Origin of the sequence: Bradyrhizobium sp. 6(2017) (assembly GCF_011058295.2) — a bacterium.
Taxonomy (GTDB): Bacteria; Pseudomonadota; Alphaproteobacteria; order Rhizobiales; family Xanthobacteraceae; genus Bradyrhizobium; species Bradyrhizobium septentrionale.
Genome location: NZ_CP049289.2, coordinates 3,463,651 through 3,483,858, shown reverse-complemented (window position 1 = coordinate 3,483,858; position 20,208 = coordinate 3,463,651). Strand labels below are relative to the sequence as shown.

Annotated in this window: 16 protein-coding genes; 4 read left to right on the top strand and 12 right to left on the bottom strand. The window is 64.0% G+C overall.

Annotated features, from left to right (window positions below; genetic code table 11):
- The first annotated feature begins 102 nt into the window (after positions 1–102).
- Positions 103–747: a DUF2147 domain-containing protein gene (locus tag G6P99_RS16215; protein ID WP_165128729.1), complete on the top strand. Its 645-nt coding sequence runs from the start codon at positions 103–105 to the stop codon at positions 745–747.
- A 171-nt stretch (positions 748–918) separates the two neighbouring features.
- Here the strand turns inward: G6P99_RS16215 and G6P99_RS16210 are convergent, their stop codons facing one another.
- The gene (locus tag G6P99_RS16210) at positions 919–3,534 is read right to left on the bottom strand and encodes an MMPL family transporter (protein WP_165128727.1); all 2,616 of its coding nucleotides are present in this window, start codon (positions 3,532–3,534) and stop codon (positions 919–921) included.
- 452 nt (positions 3,535–3,986) lie between these two features.
- Between G6P99_RS16210 and ispH the strand changes: the two genes are divergently transcribed.
- Together ispH and hpnH are read left to right on the top strand one after the other, a co-directional pair.
- Positions 3,987–4,913 (top strand): 4-hydroxy-3-methylbut-2-enyl diphosphate reductase, encoded by a 927-nt coding sequence (gene ispH / locus G6P99_RS16205; RefSeq protein WP_029082132.1) that lies wholly within the window; start codon positions 3,987–3,989, stop codon positions 4,911–4,913.
- Positions 4,914–4,958: 45 nt separating this feature from the next.
- Positions 4,959–6,119, top strand: a complete 1,161-nt coding sequence (hpnH, locus tag G6P99_RS16200) for an adenosyl-hopene transferase HpnH (RefSeq protein WP_029082133.1) — start codon at positions 4,959–4,961, stop codon at positions 6,117–6,119.
- A 60-nt stretch (positions 6,120–6,179) separates the two neighbouring features.
- Here the strand turns inward: hpnH and G6P99_RS16195 are convergent, their stop codons facing one another.
- The 10 genes from G6P99_RS16195 to G6P99_RS16150 all read right to left on the bottom strand — a co-directional run bounded on the left by G6P99_RS16195 (position 6,180) and on the right by G6P99_RS16150 (position 16,797).
- On the bottom strand, positions 6,180–7,082 hold the full coding sequence (locus G6P99_RS16195; RefSeq protein WP_029082134.1) for a Rossmann-like and DUF2520 domain-containing protein: 903 nt from the start codon (positions 7,080–7,082) through the stop codon (positions 6,180–6,182).
- Positions 7,079–7,921 carry a class II aldolase/adducin family protein gene (locus tag G6P99_RS16190; protein WP_165128725.1) on the bottom strand — a complete coding sequence of 281 codons (843 nt, stop codon included), beginning with the start codon at positions 7,919–7,921 and terminating at the stop codon, positions 7,079–7,081. Before G6P99_RS16190 ends, G6P99_RS16195 begins: the two co-directional genes overlap by 4 nt.
- A gap of 14 nt (positions 7,922–7,935) precedes the next feature.
- Positions 7,936–9,624 carry an acyl-CoA dehydrogenase family protein gene (locus tag G6P99_RS16185; RefSeq protein WP_029082135.1) on the bottom strand — a complete coding sequence of 563 codons (1,689 nt, stop codon included), beginning with the start codon at positions 9,622–9,624 and terminating at the stop codon, positions 7,936–7,938.
- On the bottom strand, positions 9,621–10,265 hold the full coding sequence (locus tag G6P99_RS16180) for a TetR/AcrR family transcriptional regulator (protein ID WP_029082136.1): 645 nt from the start codon (positions 10,263–10,265) through the stop codon (positions 9,621–9,623). Before G6P99_RS16180 ends, G6P99_RS16185 begins: the two co-directional genes overlap by 4 nt.
- A gap of 371 nt (positions 10,266–10,636) precedes the next feature.
- Positions 10,637–11,296 (bottom strand): phosphorylase, encoded by a 660-nt coding sequence (locus G6P99_RS16175; RefSeq protein ID WP_245284730.1) that lies wholly within the window; start codon positions 11,294–11,296, stop codon positions 10,637–10,639.
- Between the two features lie 71 nt (positions 11,297–11,367).
- Positions 11,368–13,329, bottom strand: a complete 1,962-nt coding sequence (gene shc / locus G6P99_RS16170) for a squalene--hopene cyclase (protein WP_165128723.1) — start codon at positions 13,327–13,329, stop codon at positions 11,368–11,370.
- A 66-nt stretch (positions 13,330–13,395) separates the two neighbouring features.
- Complete coding sequence (hpnE, locus tag G6P99_RS16165; RefSeq protein ID WP_029082139.1) at positions 13,396–14,646, bottom strand: hydroxysqualene dehydroxylase HpnE; 1,251 nt, start codon at positions 14,644–14,646, stop codon at positions 13,396–13,398.
- Entirely contained in the window at positions 14,646–15,482 is an 837-nt protein-coding gene (gene hpnD / locus G6P99_RS16160; protein WP_029082140.1) for a presqualene diphosphate synthase HpnD, read from the bottom strand. The genes hpnE and hpnD overlap by 1 nt, the downstream gene beginning before the upstream one ends.
- Positions 15,479–16,357 (bottom strand): squalene synthase HpnC, encoded by an 879-nt coding sequence (hpnC, locus tag G6P99_RS16155; RefSeq protein WP_029082141.1) that lies wholly within the window; start codon positions 16,355–16,357, stop codon positions 15,479–15,481. Before hpnC ends, hpnD begins: the two co-directional genes overlap by 4 nt.
- A gap of 203 nt (positions 16,358–16,560) precedes the next feature.
- A complete protein-coding gene (locus G6P99_RS16150; protein WP_029082142.1) occupies positions 16,561–16,797 on the bottom strand; it encodes a hypothetical protein in 237 nt (78 codons plus the stop codon).
- 404 nt (positions 16,798–17,201) lie between these two features.
- On the opposite strand from G6P99_RS16150, the gene G6P99_RS16145 reads away from it, so the two are divergent.
- Positions 17,202–17,705, top strand: coding sequence for a hypothetical protein (locus G6P99_RS16145; RefSeq protein ID WP_029082143.1), 504 nt, complete (start codon positions 17,202–17,204; stop codon positions 17,703–17,705).
- Positions 17,706–17,798: 93 nt separating this feature from the next.
- Here G6P99_RS16145 and G6P99_RS16140 read toward each other — a convergent pair whose 3' ends face one another.
- A complete protein-coding gene (locus G6P99_RS16140) occupies positions 17,799–20,183 on the bottom strand; it encodes an efflux RND transporter permease subunit (protein WP_029082144.1) in 2,385 nt (794 codons plus the stop codon).
- Between the last annotated feature and the right edge of the window lie 25 nt (positions 20,184–20,208).

Genomic DNA, 20,208 nt, shown 5'->3' with positions numbered 1-20,208 from the left:
TCGTTACATACGTCGGTTGATGGCCATCTCGTCAACTTAAAACGCTCGCTCGCGGCGTTTTGACCCCCGCTCGGATCGTCCAGTTAAGCACAGGTTTGGACCATGTTGCACTGCCCAAGAACTTTCGCGCGTACAATAGCCTTTTCAGGTTTATTTTTGGCCACCGTATTATCACCGGCACTTGCTGCGGACCCCACCGGCGACTGGAAGGTCGCAGACGGTGTCGCAACCATCCGCCTCGCCCAGTGTAATGGCAGCATGTGGGGTGCGGTGTCCTGGGAAAAAACCCCCGGCGGCAAGGATAAGAACAATCCTGATCCCGCGAAGCAGAGCCGGCCGACGCTCGGCATGCCGATCCTGATCGACATGAAGAAGAAGGCCGGCGTCGATGCGTGGGAAGGTCAGGTCTACAACGCCAAGGATGGCCAGCTCTACAGCTCGACCATCAAGCCCGTCGGCACCGATCAGCTCGAGATCCAGGGCTGCGTGCTCGGCTTCCTGTGCGGCGGCGAGACCTGGACCCGCGTCAGTCCGCCGATCCCGGTCAGCGTCGCCGGCAACCCTGCTGCGAAGGGCGCCCTGCCCAAATCGGCAGCGCCTCAAGCGCCAAAAACCACCGGCGTCGTGGCGCCTGCCACCAAGCCGGCTCAAAAGCAGGCGGTCAACCCGCCAGCCAACGCCAATGCGTCGGCCGATCTCGTGGGCGATATCTGCCTGCTCCCGGACATCGCAAAGCCGACGCGTTAGCGGCAGCGAGCCGGCCACACCGTCAAGCGGTGTGGTCGCGCGCGAGAGCACTCCAATGCTCGAGCGCGCCAGGATTGACTGGCGCGCTTAGCGCCGAAATCACGGGCTCGGCGGCGCTGCCGCCGGAGCCTGATCGAAAGCAGACCGCCAGGGCGTCAGGCGCCGAAGACGTCAGGTGACGTCGTTGGCGATATCTTCCTCCTTGCCGACCTCGCGCGGCTTGCCCATCAGCGCCGGCTGGAACAGCAACACCGCGGCGAGCGTGGTGACCAGCGACAGCGCCAGCAGCTTGCCCATGCTCGCAGTGCCGGGATGGCTGGACAGCCACAGGCTGCCGAACGCGGTCGCCGTGGTCAGCGCGCTGAAAAAGATCGCACGCGTCAGGCTCGACTGCAGCAGATTCGTTCTGCCCTGGCGCCACGCCGTGACATAGTAAATCTTGAACGCCACGCCGACGCCGAGCAGCAGCGGCAGCGCGACGATGTTGGCGAAGTTGAGCGGCAGCCCGATCAGCACGCAGATCTCCAGCGTGACGATGCCGGCGACCAGGAGCGGCACCAGCGTCAGCAGCACGTCGACGACACGGCGCAATGCCAGCCACAGCAGCACACTGATCGCCACAAGCGCCAGAATGCCGGCGTGAATGAAGGCGTCCACGACGACATCGCCAGATTTCAGAATTGAAATCGGTCCACCGATCGCGGTCGGCTCGGCAACGAGCACAGCGTCGGCAAAGCGGCGCAGATTGTCGTTGTCGTTCGGATCGCCCTTCGGCTCCGCCTCGACGCGCATCAGGCCATCCTTGGTCTTCCAGCTCGCGACCAGTTCCGGCGGCAGGTTCTGCAGCGTGACGGTCTGGGCCTGCAGCGTGTTCTTGAGCTGGTCGAACACGATCTTCATCGGCGCGACGAACACCTCCTGCGCCTTGTCGCGGGTCGCCTGGTTCGAATCGGCAAGCTTCTGCAGCGCGTCGGCCAGCCGGCGCGCCGCAACCGCACCCGGCCCCTTGTTGTCGCCGGCGGTCCTGCGCAGGCTGTCGACCGAGCTCTTCAGCGACTCAATGTTCTCCTGGTCGGACGGCGCAGGATCGACCGAATCCGGATTGAGCGCCGGATTGAGCGTCTTGGCCGCCTGCGCGATCAGCTTCAGCTTGGCCGGCTGGTCGTCCGGCACGAAGCTGTCGAGCGACATCACGCGCGACACTTCCGGCAGCTTCTCGAGCTTGGCCTCGATCTTCTTGGCGTCGGCTTCCGAGCGCGTCATCACATTGATGGCGTTGGCGCCGGTGTTCGGGTCCTTGCGCAGGTCGAGGAACGTCGCGATCGATTCCACCTTCGCACTGCGCAGGTTGATCGGATTGAAGTCGAACTTCATCCAGTGGAGCAGCGGCAGACCAGCGACGGAGATCAAGATCGTGCCGACGATGATCGGGATGCGGTGCTTTTCAAGGAAATGGTCGAGGGGCGCCAGGAAGGCATAGCCGACCGGCTCCTTCTCGCCCGGCGGGTTGAGCAGATCGAGCAGCGCCGGCAGCACCGTGATGCTGGTGAGGAATGCGATCAGCATACCGGCGCCGGCGATCTTGCCGAGCTCGGAGATGCCCCTGTAGTCGGTCGGCAGGAAGCACAGGAAGCCGGCGGCGGTCGCCATCGCCGCAAGCGACAGCGGCACCGCCGAGCGGCGCGCCGCGTTCTCAAGTGCCAGCGTGAGATTATCGTTCTTGAAGCGCTCGGAGCGGTAGCGGACGCTGAACTGGATGCCGAAGTCGACGCCGAGACCGATGAACAGGACCGCGAAGGCAATCGAGAGCAGGTTCAGCGATCCGACCATCATCAGACCGACCGCCGTGGTGAGCGCAAGGCCGATGAACAGGTTCACGAACACGGCGAAGATGATCTTGCCGGAATGCAGCGCCAGCCAGAGGATGACCAGCACGATCACCACGGTGCCGATGCCGTTGGTGATCGCGCCGTCCTGCACGGTGGCGTATTCCTCGTTGGCGATCGGCACGGGTCCGGTCAGGCGGACGCGCGCGTGATACTCGGTCGGGAATTTCAGATCGGCGGCCGCCTGCCGGATCGCGTCGGTTGCGGCCTTGCCCGGCTCCAGCGCCGAATAGTCGATGATCGGCTTGACCTCGATGAAGGCGCGCTTGTCCGAATCAGTCAGCGGCGTGTCGCTGGTGAGCTCGCGCCAGGAGAAGGTCGCGTTGCCCTTGGCGAGGATGGTCTCGACGGTCTGGGAGATCAGGTTGAAGGGCGGAGCGGCATTGTCGAGCTTGACCTGCCCGCGCTTGACGCCGGCAAGGCCGGTCTCGAGCGCGCCGGTCAGCCCGCGAATCGAAGGATCGCCCGCCATGATCTCGATCAGCGGCGCGGCCGATCCGAGCTGGCCCGTGACCTTGCCGACCTCTTCGGTGGGCAGGAACAGCAAGCCGTTCTTCTCGAAGAACTCGCCGGAGCCGAGCGCGGTGATCGCCTCGAAGTTCTTCTTGTCGGCCTGCAGCTTCGCGGTGAGCGCCTTCGCGGCCGAGCTGGTCAGCTCCGGCGTCGCGGCCTCGACCACGGCCAGGATCAGCCGCTCGCGATCAAACGCCTCCTCGAACTGGTTGTCGCGCTTGCGCCAATCCAGATCGGGCGAGATCAGCTTGTTGATGTCGGTGTTGATCGAGAAGTTGCGGGCCGTATAGAAGCCGGCGCCGATCGACAGCAGCACAGCGAAAATCACAACCGGAAGGGCAAAACGCGTACAGGTTCGAACAACGGAGACGACAATATTTGTCAGCACTTCGTTTCTTTCTAATCTCGGGGAAGCATGGCCGAAAACGCCCGCTCTGTAGCGGAGTTCCCGGGACCGATCTAATGTTGTTTTGGTTACCTTCCTCGACGCGATGGCGAGGAGGTTCCAAACGACAGGAAACGGCCACGAGTGGCCGGTATAAACCGCATCAGAGGGCGATAAAGTGACGAACAAGTGAGGGGGACTGAGGGTCGCAGGGCCCGAAATCCACACCATATTACCTCATACACCCCTCCTGGTTGACCGCCCACCCGCGCGAGGCGCTACCTTTTTGCCACAAAAGCCTGTATTTCCATGCGTTTGGGGCACGGATCCCGTGCAGGACCTGTGATGGTGCGGACATTGCAACTGACGTTGCGGCGTCCGACGTGTGGAGTGCGTTGCCGAAACGGCCGCAGGGCATTGAATGAGATTGGTGCAATTTGCGTAGCGAAAGTCCGATGGAAGTTTTTCTTGCTCAGCCGCGCGGCTTTTGTGCGGGCGTTGTACGCGCGATCGAGATCGTCGAACGCGCGTTGCAGAAGTATGGCCCGCCGGTCTATGTCCGCCACGAGATCGTTCACAACAAATACGTGGTCGAAAGCCTGAAGAAGAAGGGCGCGATCTTCGTCGAGGACCTGTCGGAAGTGCCGGCCAAGGCGGTGACCGTCTTCAGCGCCCATGGCGTGGCGAGGAGCGTCGAGCAGGAGGCTGCCGAGCGCGACTTGCCCGTGCTCAATGCCACCTGCCCGCTTGTCACCAAGGTCCACAACCAGGGCAAACGCTATATCGCGAAGGGCCGCGCCCTGATCCTGATCGGGCATGCCGGCCACCCCGAGGTCGAGGGCACCATGGGGCAGGTTCCGGGGCCGGTCCTGCTGGTCCAGAGCGTTCAGGATGTGGCGGAACTGAGGCTGCCGACCGACGCCCCGGTTGCCTACATCACCCAGACCACGTTGTCCGTGGACGACACCAGGGACATAATCGCGGCTCTTCAGGCAAAATTTACAGATATTCAAGGCCCGGACATCAGGGATATCTGCTATGCGACACAGAACCGCCAATCTGCGGTAAGGGACCTAAGCAAGCTGGTGGACGTCATTTTGGTGGTGGGGGCCGCCAATAGTTCCAACTCGAACAGACTTCGCGAAATCGGCACCGAGGTCGGCGTCGCGAGTTATCTGATTGCCGATGGGAGCGAGCTCAACCCGGATTGGCTGAAGGATGCGAAGGCCGTCGGCATCACCGCGGGCGCTTCAGCGCCCGAGGTTTTGGTCGACGATGTGATCGAGGCCCTGCGGCGCATCGGACCGGTGTCGGTCTCGGTCGTTCCGGGCCGCGAAGAGAATATCGAATTCCGGCTGCCGGCCGAACTGACTGCGGGCTGATCTGAACCCACTTCCCTTTGATAAGTGCAGAAAGAAAATCGTCTAATGGCTATACCGTTCTTCAAGGAAATGCGTATCGGCGGTTATCTGATCAAGCAGAAGCTGCTTGGCCGCAAACGCTATCCGCTCGTGCTGATGCTGGAACCGTTGTTCCGTTGCAACCTCGCCTGCGTCGGCTGTGGCAAGATCGACTATCCGGATGCGATCCTCAATCGCCGCATGACTGCGCAGGAATGCTGGGACGCAGCCGATGAATGCGGCGCGCCGATGGTGGCAATTCCCGGCGGCGAGCCGCTGATCCACAAGGAGATCGGCGAGATCGTGCGCGGCCTCGTCGCGCGCAAGAAGTTCGTCTCGCTGTGCACCAACGCGCTGCTGCTCGAGAAGAAGCTCGATCTGTTCGAGCCGTCGCCCTACCTGTTCTTCTCGGTGCATCTCGACGGCCTGAAGGATCATCACGACAAGGCAGTGTCGCAGAAGGGCGTGTTCGATCGCGCCGTCTCCGCGATCAAGGCGGCGAAGGCCCGCGGCTTCACGGTCAACGTCAACGCCACCATCTTCGACGGCCATCCGGCCGAGGAGATCGCAAAGTTCCTCGACTTCACCACCGAGCTCGGCGTCGGCGTCTCGATGTCGCCGGGTTACGCCTATGAGCGTGCGCCCGACCAGGAGCACTTCCTCAACCGCACCAAGACCAAGAAGCTGTTCCGCGACGTCTTTGCGCTCGGCAAGGGCAAGAAGTGGAACTTCATGCATTCCGGCCTGTTCCTCGACTTCCTCGCCGGCAACCAGGAATACGAGTGCACGCCCTGGGGCATGCCGGCACGCAACATCTTCGGCTGGCAGAAGCCCTGCTATCTGCTCGGTGAAGGCTACGCCAAGACCTTCAAGGAGCTGATGGACACCACCGATTGGGAGACCTACGGCACCGGCAAGTATGAGAAGTGCGCCGACTGCATGGCGCATTGCGGCTACGAGCCGACCGCAGCGACCGCTGCGATCAACAATCCGCTGAAGGCGATGTGGGTGGCATTGCGCGGCATCAGGACGACCGGCCCGATGGCGCCGGAGATCGACATGTCGAAGCAGCGTCCAGCGCAGTACATCTTCGCCGAGCAGGTCCAGAAGAAGCTCTCGGAGATCCGCCGCGACGAGGCGGACGCTGCCGCCGCCAAGAAGCAGCAGAAGGCTTCCACTGCGGCCTAAGGCTTTGTGTGAGCAGAATGATGAAAGGCCTCGGTTCAGCGAACCGGGGCCTTTTTTCGATCAGGGGACCGCCTGCTCTTCCCGGCTACTCCGTCGAAGCACCTTCTCGATCTCTGCCGCGCGCGGTGCGCTGAGTGTGCCGCGCTCGATCCCGAGCGGGACATTGCGCAGGGCGAGCTCGCGATACAACGCGCCCGAGGGAGGAAAACGCTCGTCCAGGGCCTTGAGGTGCTTGAGGATCGTTCCAACGTCGCCGCGCGCCACGCAGCCGCCCATGCCGTTGGCGAGGCCACCGTCGAGAACGGCCGCGACCGTCCCGCGCAGCAGCGGCATCATCGCACGCAGTGCGTCGGCCTCGCTGGCGTCAAAACTCTTCCAGAGCTCGACGCCCTCCTTGAGCAGCGCGATCAGGAACGGACCGACATAATAGGCCGAGGCATGATAGAGCGCCCGCGCGCCGGCCGGCAGCGCCAGCGGTTCGCAGCCGATGCTGACAGCGAGTTGTTCGAGGTCGCGCCTGAAATCGGGCTCTGCCTCAATGCCGACGGTGCATCCGCGCAACCCCTCGAGCGCGACGTCGGGATTGGCAAACATCTGCATCGGATGAAATCCGCCGGTTGCTGCGCCCGCGGCTTTCGCATGATCGAGTGCCGAAAGCTCGGTCGCGCCGCTGCAATGGACCACGCGGTGACGCGGCTCCCAGCGCAAATCGCGGCAGACCGGCAGGATCGCGTCGTCGCTCACCGTCAGGAAAACCATATCGCAGCTGTCCACGACCTGTTGCGCGTGCGTCATCGGCCGTGCCGACGGCACGCGGGATCCGAGCTGCTGCGCGGCATCACCGCCGCGGTTGTAGAAGGCCGCAACGTTCAGATCCGCGCGGGCGAACGCCGGCGCGAGCGTTTGCGCGACGCGGCCGGCACCGATGAAGCCGATCCGCAGCGCCGTTAGCGACGTGCTCATTGCGCATAGCTCCCGTCGATGCGGTCGAGCCTGCGCCGCAGCGCCGGCCATTCCAGCAGGCCGTAACCGGCTTGCAGATTTTGCGCTGTTTCATTCAGCACCGGATTGGTGTCGCGCTCATTGTCGAGCGTGATCTCGGTGCCGGCAAAGCAGGTCACCGTGTTATCGATCGCAAGTTCGGTGGGCGTGTGCAGCGGCCGGCCGCAACCGAGCGCATCGACCTGGATCCGGCAGGCCTGCTCCAGCCAGTAGATCGCGTTGAACGCCTGCTGAATCGTGTTGCCGCAGACCAAGAGGCCATGATTGCGCAACACCAGCACGTTGTTGCGGCCGAGATCGGCGACGACCCGATCGCATTCGTCACGATCGATCGCCGGCCCCTCAAAATCGTGATAGCCGATCCGCCCGTGAAACCGCATCGCCGTCTGCGACAGTGGAAGCAGCCCCTCGGCCAGCGTGCTGACCGCCGTGCCCGCCCTGGTGTGGGTATGCAGAACGCACTTCACGTCGGGCCGCGCGCGATGGATCGGAGCATGCAGATAGAAACCGGCGACGTTGACATTGTAGCCGTGATCGGGCTGCAACAGGGTGCGGCCCTCGATGTCGATCTTGACGAGGCTCGACGCCGTGATCTCCTCATACAGCATGCCATACGGATTGATCAGGTACTGATCGTCATGCCCCGGGATTTGCGCGCTGATGTGGTTGTAGATCAGGTCGGTCATTCCATAGAGCGCGACCAGGCGGTAGCACGCGGCGAGATCGACCCGGGTCGCCCATTCCTCTTCGCCCACAACGGCCCTGATGTCGTTGACGGCACAAACTTCGCTCTGACGCATGTGACTGGGCTTCCCTAGTGATGGATGACGGAGGCGCGCGCGACGATACGGCTGAGGGCTTCCGACGATGGCAGCGCGCCGAACACGTGCGCGCCGTCTGCGCCAAGCCTGGATTGCACGAACAGATCGGCGGCAGCGGCGTCGCCATGCTGCAACATTTCGGCAGCCTGCAACGCATGCGCCATGCGGGTGACCAGTGCCCGCGCATGCCCGTCGTCAGGATATCGCGCGCGCAGTCGATCGGCGAGATCGTCCGTGCTCTTGTCATAGATCGGGTTGAGGCCCCTGCTCGCGCGCAGTTCGTCGACGAATGCGTCGCGGCAGTTTGCATCGCGTTGCATGGCCCGCAGCACGTCCATGCACATCATGTTCGAGGTGCCTTCCCAGATCGAGTTCAGCGGCGCCTCGCGATAGAGCCGCGCCATCGGGTTCTCCATGATAAAGCCGTTGCCGCCATGCACCTGCAGGCACTCGTAGGTGAAAGAAGGGGCGCGCTGGCAATTCCAGAACTTCACCACCGGAGTGGCAACCCGCGCCAGCAGCCGTTCGTGGTCGCTTGTTTGCAGGCCGTCGGTCGCACGCGCGACCCGGAATGCGCCGAGCATCGCCGCCTCGCTCTCGAGCGCGAGGTCGGCGAGCACGTTGCGCTGCATCGGAAGCTCGGCCATCGGCTTGCCGAACGCCGTTCGCGTTTGCGCGTGGTTCAAGGCCAGGCTCAACGCCTGCCGCATCAGGCCGGCGGAGCCGACCGCGAAATCCAGCCTGGTCAGATGCGCATGCGAAAGAATTTCCCGGATGCCGCGTCCTTCTTCACCGACCAGGATCGACCAGGTGTCGTGATATTCGATCTCGCTCGAGGCGTTGGAACGGTTGCCGCATTTGTCCTTCAGGCGCTGGATGTGGAGGCGGTTGGCGCTCCCATCCGGCAGCAGGCGCGGTACGAACAGGCAGCTGACACCGGATTGGGTTTGCGCCAGCGTGTAGAACCCATCGGCGACCGGCACCGAGAAGAACCATTTGTGGCCGGTGATCGCATAGATCTCGCCATGCGCGCCGCGCTCGACGAGGCGCGCGGTGGTCTGGGTTTCGCGCAGATCGGAGCCGCCCTGCTTCTCGGTCATCGCATAGCCGATGACAGCCGCTCGCTTGTCCTCGATCGGGAGCCGCCGCGGATCGTAGTCGGCGGCCAGCGTGCGTTCCCGCCACAGGCTGAATTGCGGCTTGCCGGTAAACCCCGCGATCGCGGCGTAAGCCATTCCCGTGGGGCAACCGACGCCGTTCTCGATCTGATTCCAGAGATAGCTCAGCGCCGCGCGCGCAAGATGTCCGTGCGGTTCACTGGTCGACCAGGCCAGGCTGTGGACCTCGCTCTGGAACGCCAGCGCCATCAACTGATGCCACGCCGGATGAAATTCGACCCAGTCGTTCCGGTTGCCATACCGGTCATGGGTCAAGAGTTTTGGTTCGTGCTCGTTGGCAAGCCTCGCCGCCTCCTGCACGGCTTCGCAGCCGGCATGGGCTCCGAGCGCAGAGAGCTTATCCTTTGCCCACGGCGTGAACGTTGCGATGAGGCCGCTCAACGCGCGATCATCGTCGAACGCGTTGAAGCCTGTCGCCGGCCGCGCCTGATTGCGGACTTCGTGGGTCGCAAACGAACTGGCTTTCGTTGCCGCGACGGCAACCGGCTGGACACGCGCATTCATGCGGAGACTCGCGATACAGGGGTCAATTCAGGCGTGGCGTGGCGAAACAGCATGCGCGCGGAAAGCCCGGCGATCGATTGCGCGATCGCCTTGGCCGCGTCGGAATCCGCGGCCGCTTCGGGCGCCAGAGGACCAACCAGCGCCTCCATGAAAGCGCCGGTTACGCAGGAAGCTGCGACGTTGGCGTCGATCTCGACGAACTCACCGCTGGCGATGCCGCGCCGGACCAGCCGTGCGATCTGGTCGGCCAGCGCCGCGCGGTATTTCAGGCGCGCCGCGTCGATCTCGGGTTCGCAGGGTTCGGCGATCAGCGCGTAGGCCAGACGGCGGCCGCGCATCGCCCGGACCGAGAAGGTGTAGATCGCGTCCACCAGACACTGCGACGCAGATCCTTCGGCCTCGACGATCGCGGCGACCACGGCCACTTCGCGCTCGGAAACGAGCCCAAGCACCTGCGCGTAGAGGTCCGCCTTCGAGTCGAAGTAGCGGTACACGCTGCCCGTGGCCACGCCGGCCCGTGAGGCGATCAGGGCGATCTGGGCATCCTTCCAGCCACTCAGCGCCACCGCCTCCCTGGCAGCGTCCAGGATGCGCGCCTTGGTTTCGACGAGCTGATTGAGGCGAACCGCAGCGATTGCCATAGTGAACCTTAATTCATGAATACAGGATCATAATTCATATTCGGTTGAATGGCCCTGACTGTCAAGCGTCCACGAGGGCGCCCTGCGCCGCAGCAGGGCCTCGGCCGCCCGGACGCTGCACATGCCGCGTCGTCGGAGGCCAGCGCCGCACGCGACCGGCAGGAACTCGGACGCGCGGGGGGCACCACCCACAGCTCACAACTATGTGGCTGGCAAATCCCGGCGCTGACTGCACGGGACCGGCCCGGCACCAAGCCGGTCATCAGGCGCACCCAAAACAAAAGGCCCGATCGCGATGCGACTGGGCCTCTTTGTTGTCAGCATTGGTCCAGTGCGGCCCGCCGTGTCTGGCGAGGCCTTGCCGGGGCTTGTCAGGCCTCCACCGGCACCAGCACGTCGCTGCCGAGCAGGAAGCCGCGGCAGCTGCGCAGCGAGCGCAGCGCGCGGTTGAAGTCGATACCGGTCGACACCAGCGCCCGCAGCGTCCGCGGATTGCGCGCAATGCCCCTCAGCACCTTGCGCAGGTCGATGTCGCCGTTCGGCTTCACCGCGGATTTCGCAAGCTCTGGCAGCGCCCGGTGCGCGGGATCGCTGATCACGCGCAGCGCGGCGAACGGAATGCCTGCCTTTGCGGCATAGGCTGCCGCGATATGGCTCTCCATATCGACCGCAGCCGCACCCGTAATCGAGCGCAGGGCGGCCTTGCAGGCCTTCGCCGCAATCACCTCTTCCACACCAGCGAGGCCGCCACGGACGATCCTGCGGCGCTTCAGCGCGGCGCTGGCGATCATCTCCTCGTTCAGCGCGGATGCCGCCAGGAAACGGGTATCGCCGGCCATCACCTCGGTCGCGACCACCACATCGCCGGATTTGAGCGACGGATCGAGCCCGCCGGCCACGCCGAACGAGATCACGCCGCGGAACGTCATGGGATCCAGCGTCGCCAGCAATGCACGCAGCTGCTGCGGATCGCTCGAACTGCAGATCACGATCATGCCGGGCCCCGCCGCGATGCGGGCCTCCTGCACCAATCCAGTCACGATCAATACCGGCCGAGGATCAATTCTATTGCCCACGGTCTCGGCGGCCCCCGCCTCAACAATCACATCCCGACCCCTACCACCCTGCTATTGGTGCTTCTCAAATTCCGATACCGCGCCAGCGCCCAGAGCGGAAAGAACTTCGAGTAGCCATGATATCGCAAGTAAAATACCCGCGGAAACCCCGTAGCGGTGTATCGCTGCTCGTCCCACAGCCCTTTTTCCGTCTGTGTTGCCTTTAGGTACTCCACCCCCCGCGCAATTGCGGGATTTTCGACCTCTCCGGCTGCCATCAATCCAAGCAAAGCCCATGCCGTTTGCGAGGAAGTCGATGGCGCAGCTTCATAACCCTTGTAATCCAGCCGGTAACTGACGGCGTCCTCGCCCCAGCCGCCGTCCTGATTCTGGACCGACGCCAGCCAGTCGACCGCGTTGCGAATCATCGGGTCGTTGCGATCGATCCCTGCGACATTTAGCGCTGAGAGCACCGACCAGGTGCCGTAGACGTAATTCAGGCCCCAGCGGCCGTACCAGGAGCCCTCAGGCAGCTGGGTGCGGCGCAGATAGGCGATGCCGTCGGCCATCGCCTTGCTGTTCTTGGCGGTCTCGCCGAGCTGGCCCAGCATCGAGATGCAGCGCGCGGTGACATCTTCGGTCGGCGGATCGAGCAACGCGCCGTGATCGGAGAACGGGATGTTGTTGAGGTAATATTCGAGGTTGTTGGCATCGAACGCGGCCCAGCCGCCGTCGCGGCTCTGCAGCCCTTCGATCCACTCGCGGCCGCGCGCGATCGCCTCGTCATATTCCCTGGTCCCGCTCTGCCGTCGCACGCGATCCATCGCCATCACGACCACGGCGGTATCGTCGAGATCGGGATAGTGGTCGTTGTTGTACTGGAACGCCCAGCCGCCGGGACGGACGTCCGGCGCCTTGACCGCCCAATCGCCCTTCAGCTCCAGCACCTGGCGCGGCTTCAGCCAGTCGAGGCCCTGCTTGGCCTTGGCAAGGGTGTCGTCGCCGCCGGCCTCCTGCAGCGCGTGGCAGGCCAGCGCGGTGTCCCACACCGGCGAGACGCAGGGCTGGCAATAGGCCTCGTCGTCGCCGATCACGAGCAGCTTGTCGATGCCACGGCGGGTGATGGCGCGCGGCGGGAAATTCTCGTCCATGCCGAGCGCCTCATACATCATGACGATGTTGGCCATCGGCGGATAGATCGCGCCCATGCCGTCTTCGCCGTTCAACCGCTCTTCGGTGAAGGCGAGCGCGGCGTCGATGGCGCGCCGGCGCAGGCGCTTCGGAAACATCGGCTCGATCGCGCGCAGCACGGCGTCGAGCGAGCGGAACAGATAGAACCAGCCCGCGCTCTGATGCGGCGCCTTCGGCGCCATCCGGACCGACTTCGGATCTTCCAGGAACAGTTCGTCGATGCCGACGCCCTTCGGATTCTTCGCACGCGGCTTCAACGCAGCGAGCACCATCAGCGGCACCATGGTGGTGCGCGCCCAGTAGGAGATCTTGTTGATGTGGAACGGCGACCACATCGGCAGCAGCATGATCTCGATCGGCAGCACCGGCGTTGCGCGCCAGGTCACGACGCCATAGAGCGCGAGCAGGAAGCGCGTGAACACGTTGCTGCCCGACGCCCCGCCGCGCGAACGGATCGCCTCGCGCGCACGCACCATATGCGGCGCGTCGACGGAATCGCCGATCATCTTCAGCGCGAAGTACGATTTCACGCTGGCGCTCATGTCGAACGGGCCGTCATGCACCAGCGGCCAGCCGCCATGCGCACCCTGGGTGCGGCGCAGATAGTTGGCGATCTTGGCCTCGAGCCCGGCGTCGACCGGCTCGGCAAGGTAGTGACGCAGCAGAACGTACTCGGCCGGAATGGTGCTGTCGGCCTCGAGCTCGAACACCCAGTGTCCGTCGGACTGGCGATAGCCGAGCAGCGCTTCGGTTGCCTTGGAGATACTCTTCTCCAGCGCGACCGGATCGACTGCGACGCTGTGATCTCTCGAAAGCATTTCGCTCGATATCCTCTTCATCGCGGGCCGGCCCACGCTGGCCGGCGTCGCTCCAATAGGTCGAATCTAGCGCCTGGCCAAAACCAGATCGGCGGCGCGATCCCCCGATCGCACCGATCCCTCGATGGTTGCCGGCAACCCGGTAGCAGTCCAGTCACCGGCAAGGAACAGGTTTTTTTGCGCCGTCGCGGGCCCCGGACGCAGGGCATTCTGCTCCGGCGTCGCCTCGAATGTAGCGCGGCGCTCGCGCACGATCTGCCAGGGCGGCAGGTCACCGGACACGCCCGATGCCTTGCAGATATCCCGCCAGATCGCCTGCGCGAGCTCCTCGCGCGGCATGTCGACCAGGCGATCGCCATTGCTGATCGTCACCGACAGCCGTTGCGGGAAGGCGAACAGCCATTCCACGAGCCCGCCGACCACGCCAAGAATGGGCGCGGCATCGCGCGGCGGATCGATGCGGAAGTGCGCGTTCACGATGGCGCGGAATTTGGTCGGCGTTTTCAGGCCGGGCAGCAGCGTGGCAGCAGCGCGCGGCGGCACCGCCAGCACGACGGCATCGCCGGCCGCCAGCGCGATCTTGTCGCCGCCGCCGAAGTCGAGCTCGCCGACGCGATCACCCGACATGACGAGTGCACGCAATTCGTGACTGAACTGGACGCTGTTGCCCCGCTCCTGCAGCAGCTTCACGGCCGGCTCGATCAGGACCGAGCTCAGGCCGTCGCGCGCGATCAGCGGACGGCAGGCCTGCCCGCCCGCGAGCAGCGTCTCGCGCACGATGGCGCCGGCAAGCCCGGCCGAGCCCTCCGGCGGATCGACGTTCAGCGCAGCCAGCAGCAGCGGCTGCACCAGGCGGTCATACAGCGTGCCCTTGCAGGGAATGGTGTTGCCGACCAGCGCCCCGGTGCCGGCCCAGGCCAGCGGCGCCAATGCGAGATAATCGCGCAGGGTAGTGTCCGGGACGCGGCGCGCCTCGTCGAACACCCACAGCGGCAAGCGGGAGTCGCCAAGGTCGAGCTGCCAGCGCTGGCCGCCGGCAAGATCGACGAACGGAAACTGCGCGCGCGCGGGTCCCACGAGACCGGCCTCGGTCCCGATCGAGCGTGCGTAGCTCAACGCATGGCGGTTGCCCGACAGCAAGAGATGGTTGCCGTTGTCGATAGTCAGATTGGTAGCGGCGTCGAAATAGGAACGGCAGCGGCCACCGGCCTGCTGCGTCGCCTCGTGGACGCACACTTTGTAGCCGCCATTGGCAAGCCGCATGGCCGCGGAGAGGCCGGAAATGCCGGCACCGATGATATGAACGGTCTTTTGCATCAGATGATCGCGTAACGAAGAAGAATGCCGATCTTGGCCGCCTTGGACACACGCACCGGCGCACGCGGGGCAGTGAAGCCGCGCGCGATCAGGAGATCGAGGATCGCGCGGTAGTATTTCGACATGATTCGCGGCGCGCGCACGGCGCGCCGCGAATTGCGCTTCATGATCTCGTCAGACTTCTGGAAATGCATCTTGGCGCGCTCGGCGAGCGGCGCGCACACTTTCGGCAGCGCGCGGTCGGCGGTGACGCGGGCCGGGTCGTTATTGGTGATGCCGGCGTGCCAGAGCCATTCGCGCGGCAGATAGAGGCGGCCGAGGCCGGCGTCCTCGTCGATGTCGCGCAGGATGTTGGTGAGCTGCAGCGCGCGGCCGAGGTGATAAGCGAGTTCGATGCCGTCGTCCTCGGGCAGGCCGAACACGCGCACCGACAGCCGGCCGACCGCGCTCGCGACGCGATCGCAATACAGGTCGAGCATCGCGAGATCCGGCGCGCGGATATCCTGCGGCACGTCCATCTCCATGCCGTCGACGATCGCGACGAAATCCTCGCGCTTGAGCCCGAAGGTCTTCACCGAGGCCACGTAATCCTTCAGCCGCTCCGGGGGATGCCCCGCATAGAGCGCGTCGATGTCGTCGCGCCACTGCTGCAGCGCGGCCAGCCGCTCCGGCCGCGGGCCATCGGAATCGGCGATGTCGTCGACCTGCCGGCAGAAGCTGTAGATCTGGAACATCGCCTCGCGCTGCGCGCGCGGCAGGACGCGCATCGCGGCATAGAACGAGCTGCCCGATGCGGTGCTTCCGTAATTTGCGTTGGCCGCCGCCTCGACACTCATGCGCCTGCCGCCGTCCTTGAGACCGCACGCCGTCCGATCGCGCGCCGGGTGGTCTCGCCAGCGACGCCGCCAAGGCTCTGCAGCAGCAGTTCGACCGGGCCGAGATGCACCCGCTCGCTGAGCGGATCGCGCACCTTCAGCATGTTGACGATCTTGTCGGCGAAGGCCTGGATCACCGAGATCTCGAGCCCGAGCCTGAAGTCCTTCACCTCGGCGGCGAGCGACTTGCTCTCGTCGAGCAGCGCCGCGGTGCGCACCGCGAGCGCCTGCAGGCATCCGAGCAAGGCCGGCGGTGATTTCGCCTCGCCGAGCATCTCGACGGTCGCGTCCGCCGCGGCCAGCGCGTCGCGCGGCAGATAGACGCGGTTCAGATTCCTGTAGTCCTTGCCGCAGTCCTGCAGATGATTGTTGATCTGCAGACCGGCGCAGAGCGCGTCCGACGCCGCCCAGGTCGAAATGTCCTCGCCGTGCACGTCGAGCATGAACCGCCCGACCGGCATCGCCGAGTAGCGGCAATAGTCGATCACATCATCCCAGTTTTCGTAGCGCAGCTTGGTGACATCGAGGCGGAACGCCACCAGCACGTCGAGCGCATGCCGCGGCGGCATGCCGCGCTCGGCAAGCGCCCGGCGCAGATTGACCGCCTCCTTCTGGGTATCGCCATTGCCGAGCAGCTCGGCCTCCATGAGGTCGAGGTAGCGCAGCTTCTCCTCGGCCGGCAGCGTCGCGTGATCGGCGATATCGTCGGCGGTGCGGACGAAGTTATAGAAGGCCAGAATCAGGGCGCGATGCCGCGGATGAATGATCCACGACGCGACCGGGAAATTCTCGTCGCGGTGGGTCTTTCCGGATCGCAGGTCGCTCGCGGTGGTCATGGGAAATTTGGGCTACACTGGTCATGGCACGACGCAGGCGCGAATGGTCAGGCGCATGCGGGGATTTGCGAGCCCCATATAGGGGAATACGCCACCAAAACCAATGCTATCTGTGACCGCCAGCATATCCGGCCCGTGGCCGGCAGGAATGCCGTTCACGGGCCTTGCGGCGGTCCAAGAGACCTGAAGCGGCCTTGAGGACCTTATTGGCCGTGGATCTTCAGCACCTGGTCGCAGGCCGCGCTGATCTTGGTGCGGTTCTGCTGCAGGCACGCGAGAATGGTGAAATCGCCCTGATCGATCACGGAGCGGCAGTGACGCTGCACGTCGCGCGTGCAGGCCTTCTGCTCGTCGGGCGTACCGCGCTGCTGCTGCTGGGCGGAGGCGCCGGATGAGAGCGGGATCGACAACAGGGCAAGTGCCAGGAGAAATTTACGCATCGTATTCCTTCATTTCCGACAGCAGAAAATCTGTTCCCGAAAAGCGGTTCGGCATGGCCGGGACGGATTTTGGGGATTGCAGACGCCACGTAACGCGGCAACGGATTGACGACAAGCACTGTTAAATGCGGCTAAATTTGCGGCGCTGTAAACCCCCGCATAAACTATTGATTCCAAACGACGATTTGTGCCATCACTTTGTCGCGTTTGGCAATTGCGGATCGCGCTTGCGCGTAGCTAGATGCCACACGAGCCGGAGGCTTCTGATTCTGTTCGATGACAATATCGGCGTTGCGCACGCCGTTCTGTCGTTTGAACCTAACATTCTTCGGTGACACTAAACTTTCGATGCGGCGAGACGCTTTCTTACGAAGGAAGCGTTGATTTTGATGGGAAAATTCACAATGACACTGTTTGGTTCCAGCCTTTCTGGGCAGGCTCTCAGGGCTGTGGGCGTCGGCGCCGCACTCATGCTGTCCGCCTCCGCAGTCCATGCCCAGGCCAGCGGCCCGTTCGCCGGTTTTGCCGGCTCCTGGAGCGGAACCGGCACGGTGGCGTTGTCCAACGGCACCACCGAACGCATTCGTTGCAAGGCGGATTACAAGGTCGCGCCCTCGGGTCTGAGCCTGAAGCAGAGCCTGCATTGCGCGAGCGACAGCTACAAGTTCGACCTTTCCAGCGACGTCACCAGCCAGGGCGACCGGATCTCCGGCAATTGGAGCGAGGCCAGCCGCAATATCTTCGGCAATTTGCAGGGCACCGCCGGCGGCGGGCGGATCGACGTGTTCGTCGAGGCGTCCGGCTTTGCCGCAAACCTGAACCTGCAGACCAACGGCTCCAAGCAGGTCGTACAGATCGACTCCAAGGGTGAGATCCGCGGCGTCTCGATCACGATGACGAAGAGCTGACGCTCCCCGACCGATTTCTCCGGCGAACAAAAATGGCCCGGTTCCGAACACTCGGAACCGGGCCTTTTGTTGCGGCCTTTTATTGTCCGCCGATCAAGCCTTTTCGATCGGCGCCGGTTGCCCGCCCTTGCCGCGGAGCTTCTGCGACAGGTTGATCAGGAACATCGAGGTCGGCCGCAGGATGAAGAGGTCCGCGACCAGCGCTGCGACCATCGAGAACGCGCTGAGCCAGCCGAACAGGCGGAGCGACGGCAGGTCGGAGAACACGGTGACGACGAGGCCGCAGGCCAGCACTACCGTAGTGAGGATCAGTGCGGGGCCGACAAGCACAGTGGCGCGCTCCACCGCAAGCTCCGGCGAGACCCCCGGCTTGGTCTCGAGCCGCAACCGGTTGAGGAAGTGGATGGTGGCGCTCAGCCCGAGGCCGAACGACACCGTCAATGCCACCACGCTGGCGAATTGCAGCCCCTCCCCGAGCAGCCACAGCACGGTGCCTGACAGCACCACCGGGAAGATGCCGGGCAGGATGCAGGAGAACATCACCACGACCGAGCGGAACGCCAGTCCGATGAAAACCGCCACCAGCAGAAATTCGACGGTCAGGCCACGGTTCAATTTTTCGATCATGTTGGCGCTGTTGCGCGCGGCGATCACCGACAGGCCGGTGACTGCGATCTCGTAACCGGGATGCTCGGCGCGCACCTTGTCCAGCGAGCTATCAAGCTTGTTCACCACCGGAAGCAGCTCGCTCGAGTCAAGATCCGGGACCCGGCCCGACACCACGACCGCATCCTGATCCGCCGAGATGAAGCGGCGCACCAGATGCTCGGGAATCACGCCGACATATTCCTTCAGCGTCGCGACGTCATTGCTGCCGGCCTTTTCGGCGAGCCAGCGCCGCAAGGTTTCCAGCGACCAGACGTTGCCGACGCCCGCCGCAGTTTCGACCATCGCGTGGACGTCGGCTATCGTCTTCAAGGTCTCCGGCGAGTACAGCGATTGGCCCTTGGGGAATTCGATCAGCACATCGACCGGATTGGCGCCGGTCAGCTTGGCGTCGAGCCGGCTTGAGGCTGCCACCGCCTGCCGCTTGTCCGGCACCTGATCTGCGAGCCGGTAGCGCGGCTCGAGATTGGCGTAGATGATGCCGAGGCCGCCGACCACGATCAGCGCGAGCAGGCTGAACAGCCCGGGACGTCCCACCATGCGCACCGCGATCCAGTAGCAGAAATTGCGCAGCGCCTGGACACCGGCGTCGGCGCCCTGGAATTTGACCGCGAACACTTTTTCGTTGCGTACCAGAAGCACTCCGAACGCAGGCACCAGCGAGAGCACCGCGATCAGCGCGATGATGGTAGCTGCGAGCCCGGCCTCGCCGAATTTGCGGATCAGTTCGGAATTCGAGAATTGCAGCGCGATGAACGAGATGCCGGCGGTGCCATGAGTAAGCACGCAAGCCGGACCGACCACCATCACCGCGTTCTTGAACGCAGTGTATTTGTCCTGGCCGGCGATCAGGCGGTCGCGTGCCGCAAACGTCAGCTGCATCGAGTCGGAGAAGCTGATCACCATGATGAGCGGCGTCATCACGTTCAGGAACATGTTGAGATTGAAGCCGGCCCAGCCGAGGCCGCCGAGCGCGAGCAGGATCGCAATGATCGGCGGGAACGCAGCGATCACCATGAACGATATCTTGCGGAAGAAGATGATGGCGATGATGCAGCCAGCCAGAATGCCGAGGATATTGTAGGTCAGCCCGTCGCGCTTGACCGCGTTGCGGATTTCGAGCTGCATGACCGGAACGCCGGAGAGCTGGGCGTTGAGCCCGCTACCGCTGAGATCATCGGCCATGATCTTTCTCATGTCCGCGACGACCTTGGAGAGCTTGTTGCTGCCGACAACCTCGGGCTCGAGCGACAACACGATCAGCGCGAGCGTTCCATCCTCGGACAGCAGCTTGCCGCGAATGATCTCGTTGGATTTGACGGTCTCGACGAATTTGTCGTAGGCGGCGCCTTGCGGAAGCTCGGACGGGAACAGGGCGGCCGGCAATTTGCCGGGCTCGGGCGCCTGGCGCGCCGAAAAAAGGGAGACCAGGCCGCGCACGCCCTCGACCAGTTGCAGGTCGGTGACCATGTCGCGGATCTTTTCGAGGTTCTCGCGCGCAAGGAGCGTCTTGCCCTCGACCACTACGAGCACGTCGAACTCGGTTGCCGGGAAGCGTTTGGTGACCGCTTCGTACTGCTTGTAGTCCTTGGAATTGGAACGGAACAACTGGCTGAGGGAGTCGTCGATCTTGATGCGCTCGATGCCGAAAACGGCCGCGACCATCAGCGCGAGCAGAATGATGACAGACAGGACCGGCGCCTTGATCGCGATCAGGCCGATACGCTCCAACCCGAATGCAATGCTAGTGCCCGGCCGCGGCTCCTCGATCTTCTCGACGTGGACCTGACTTTCGGAATTCTTTTCGAGCATGCCCTGTCCAGTTCTGAAGCGGCGC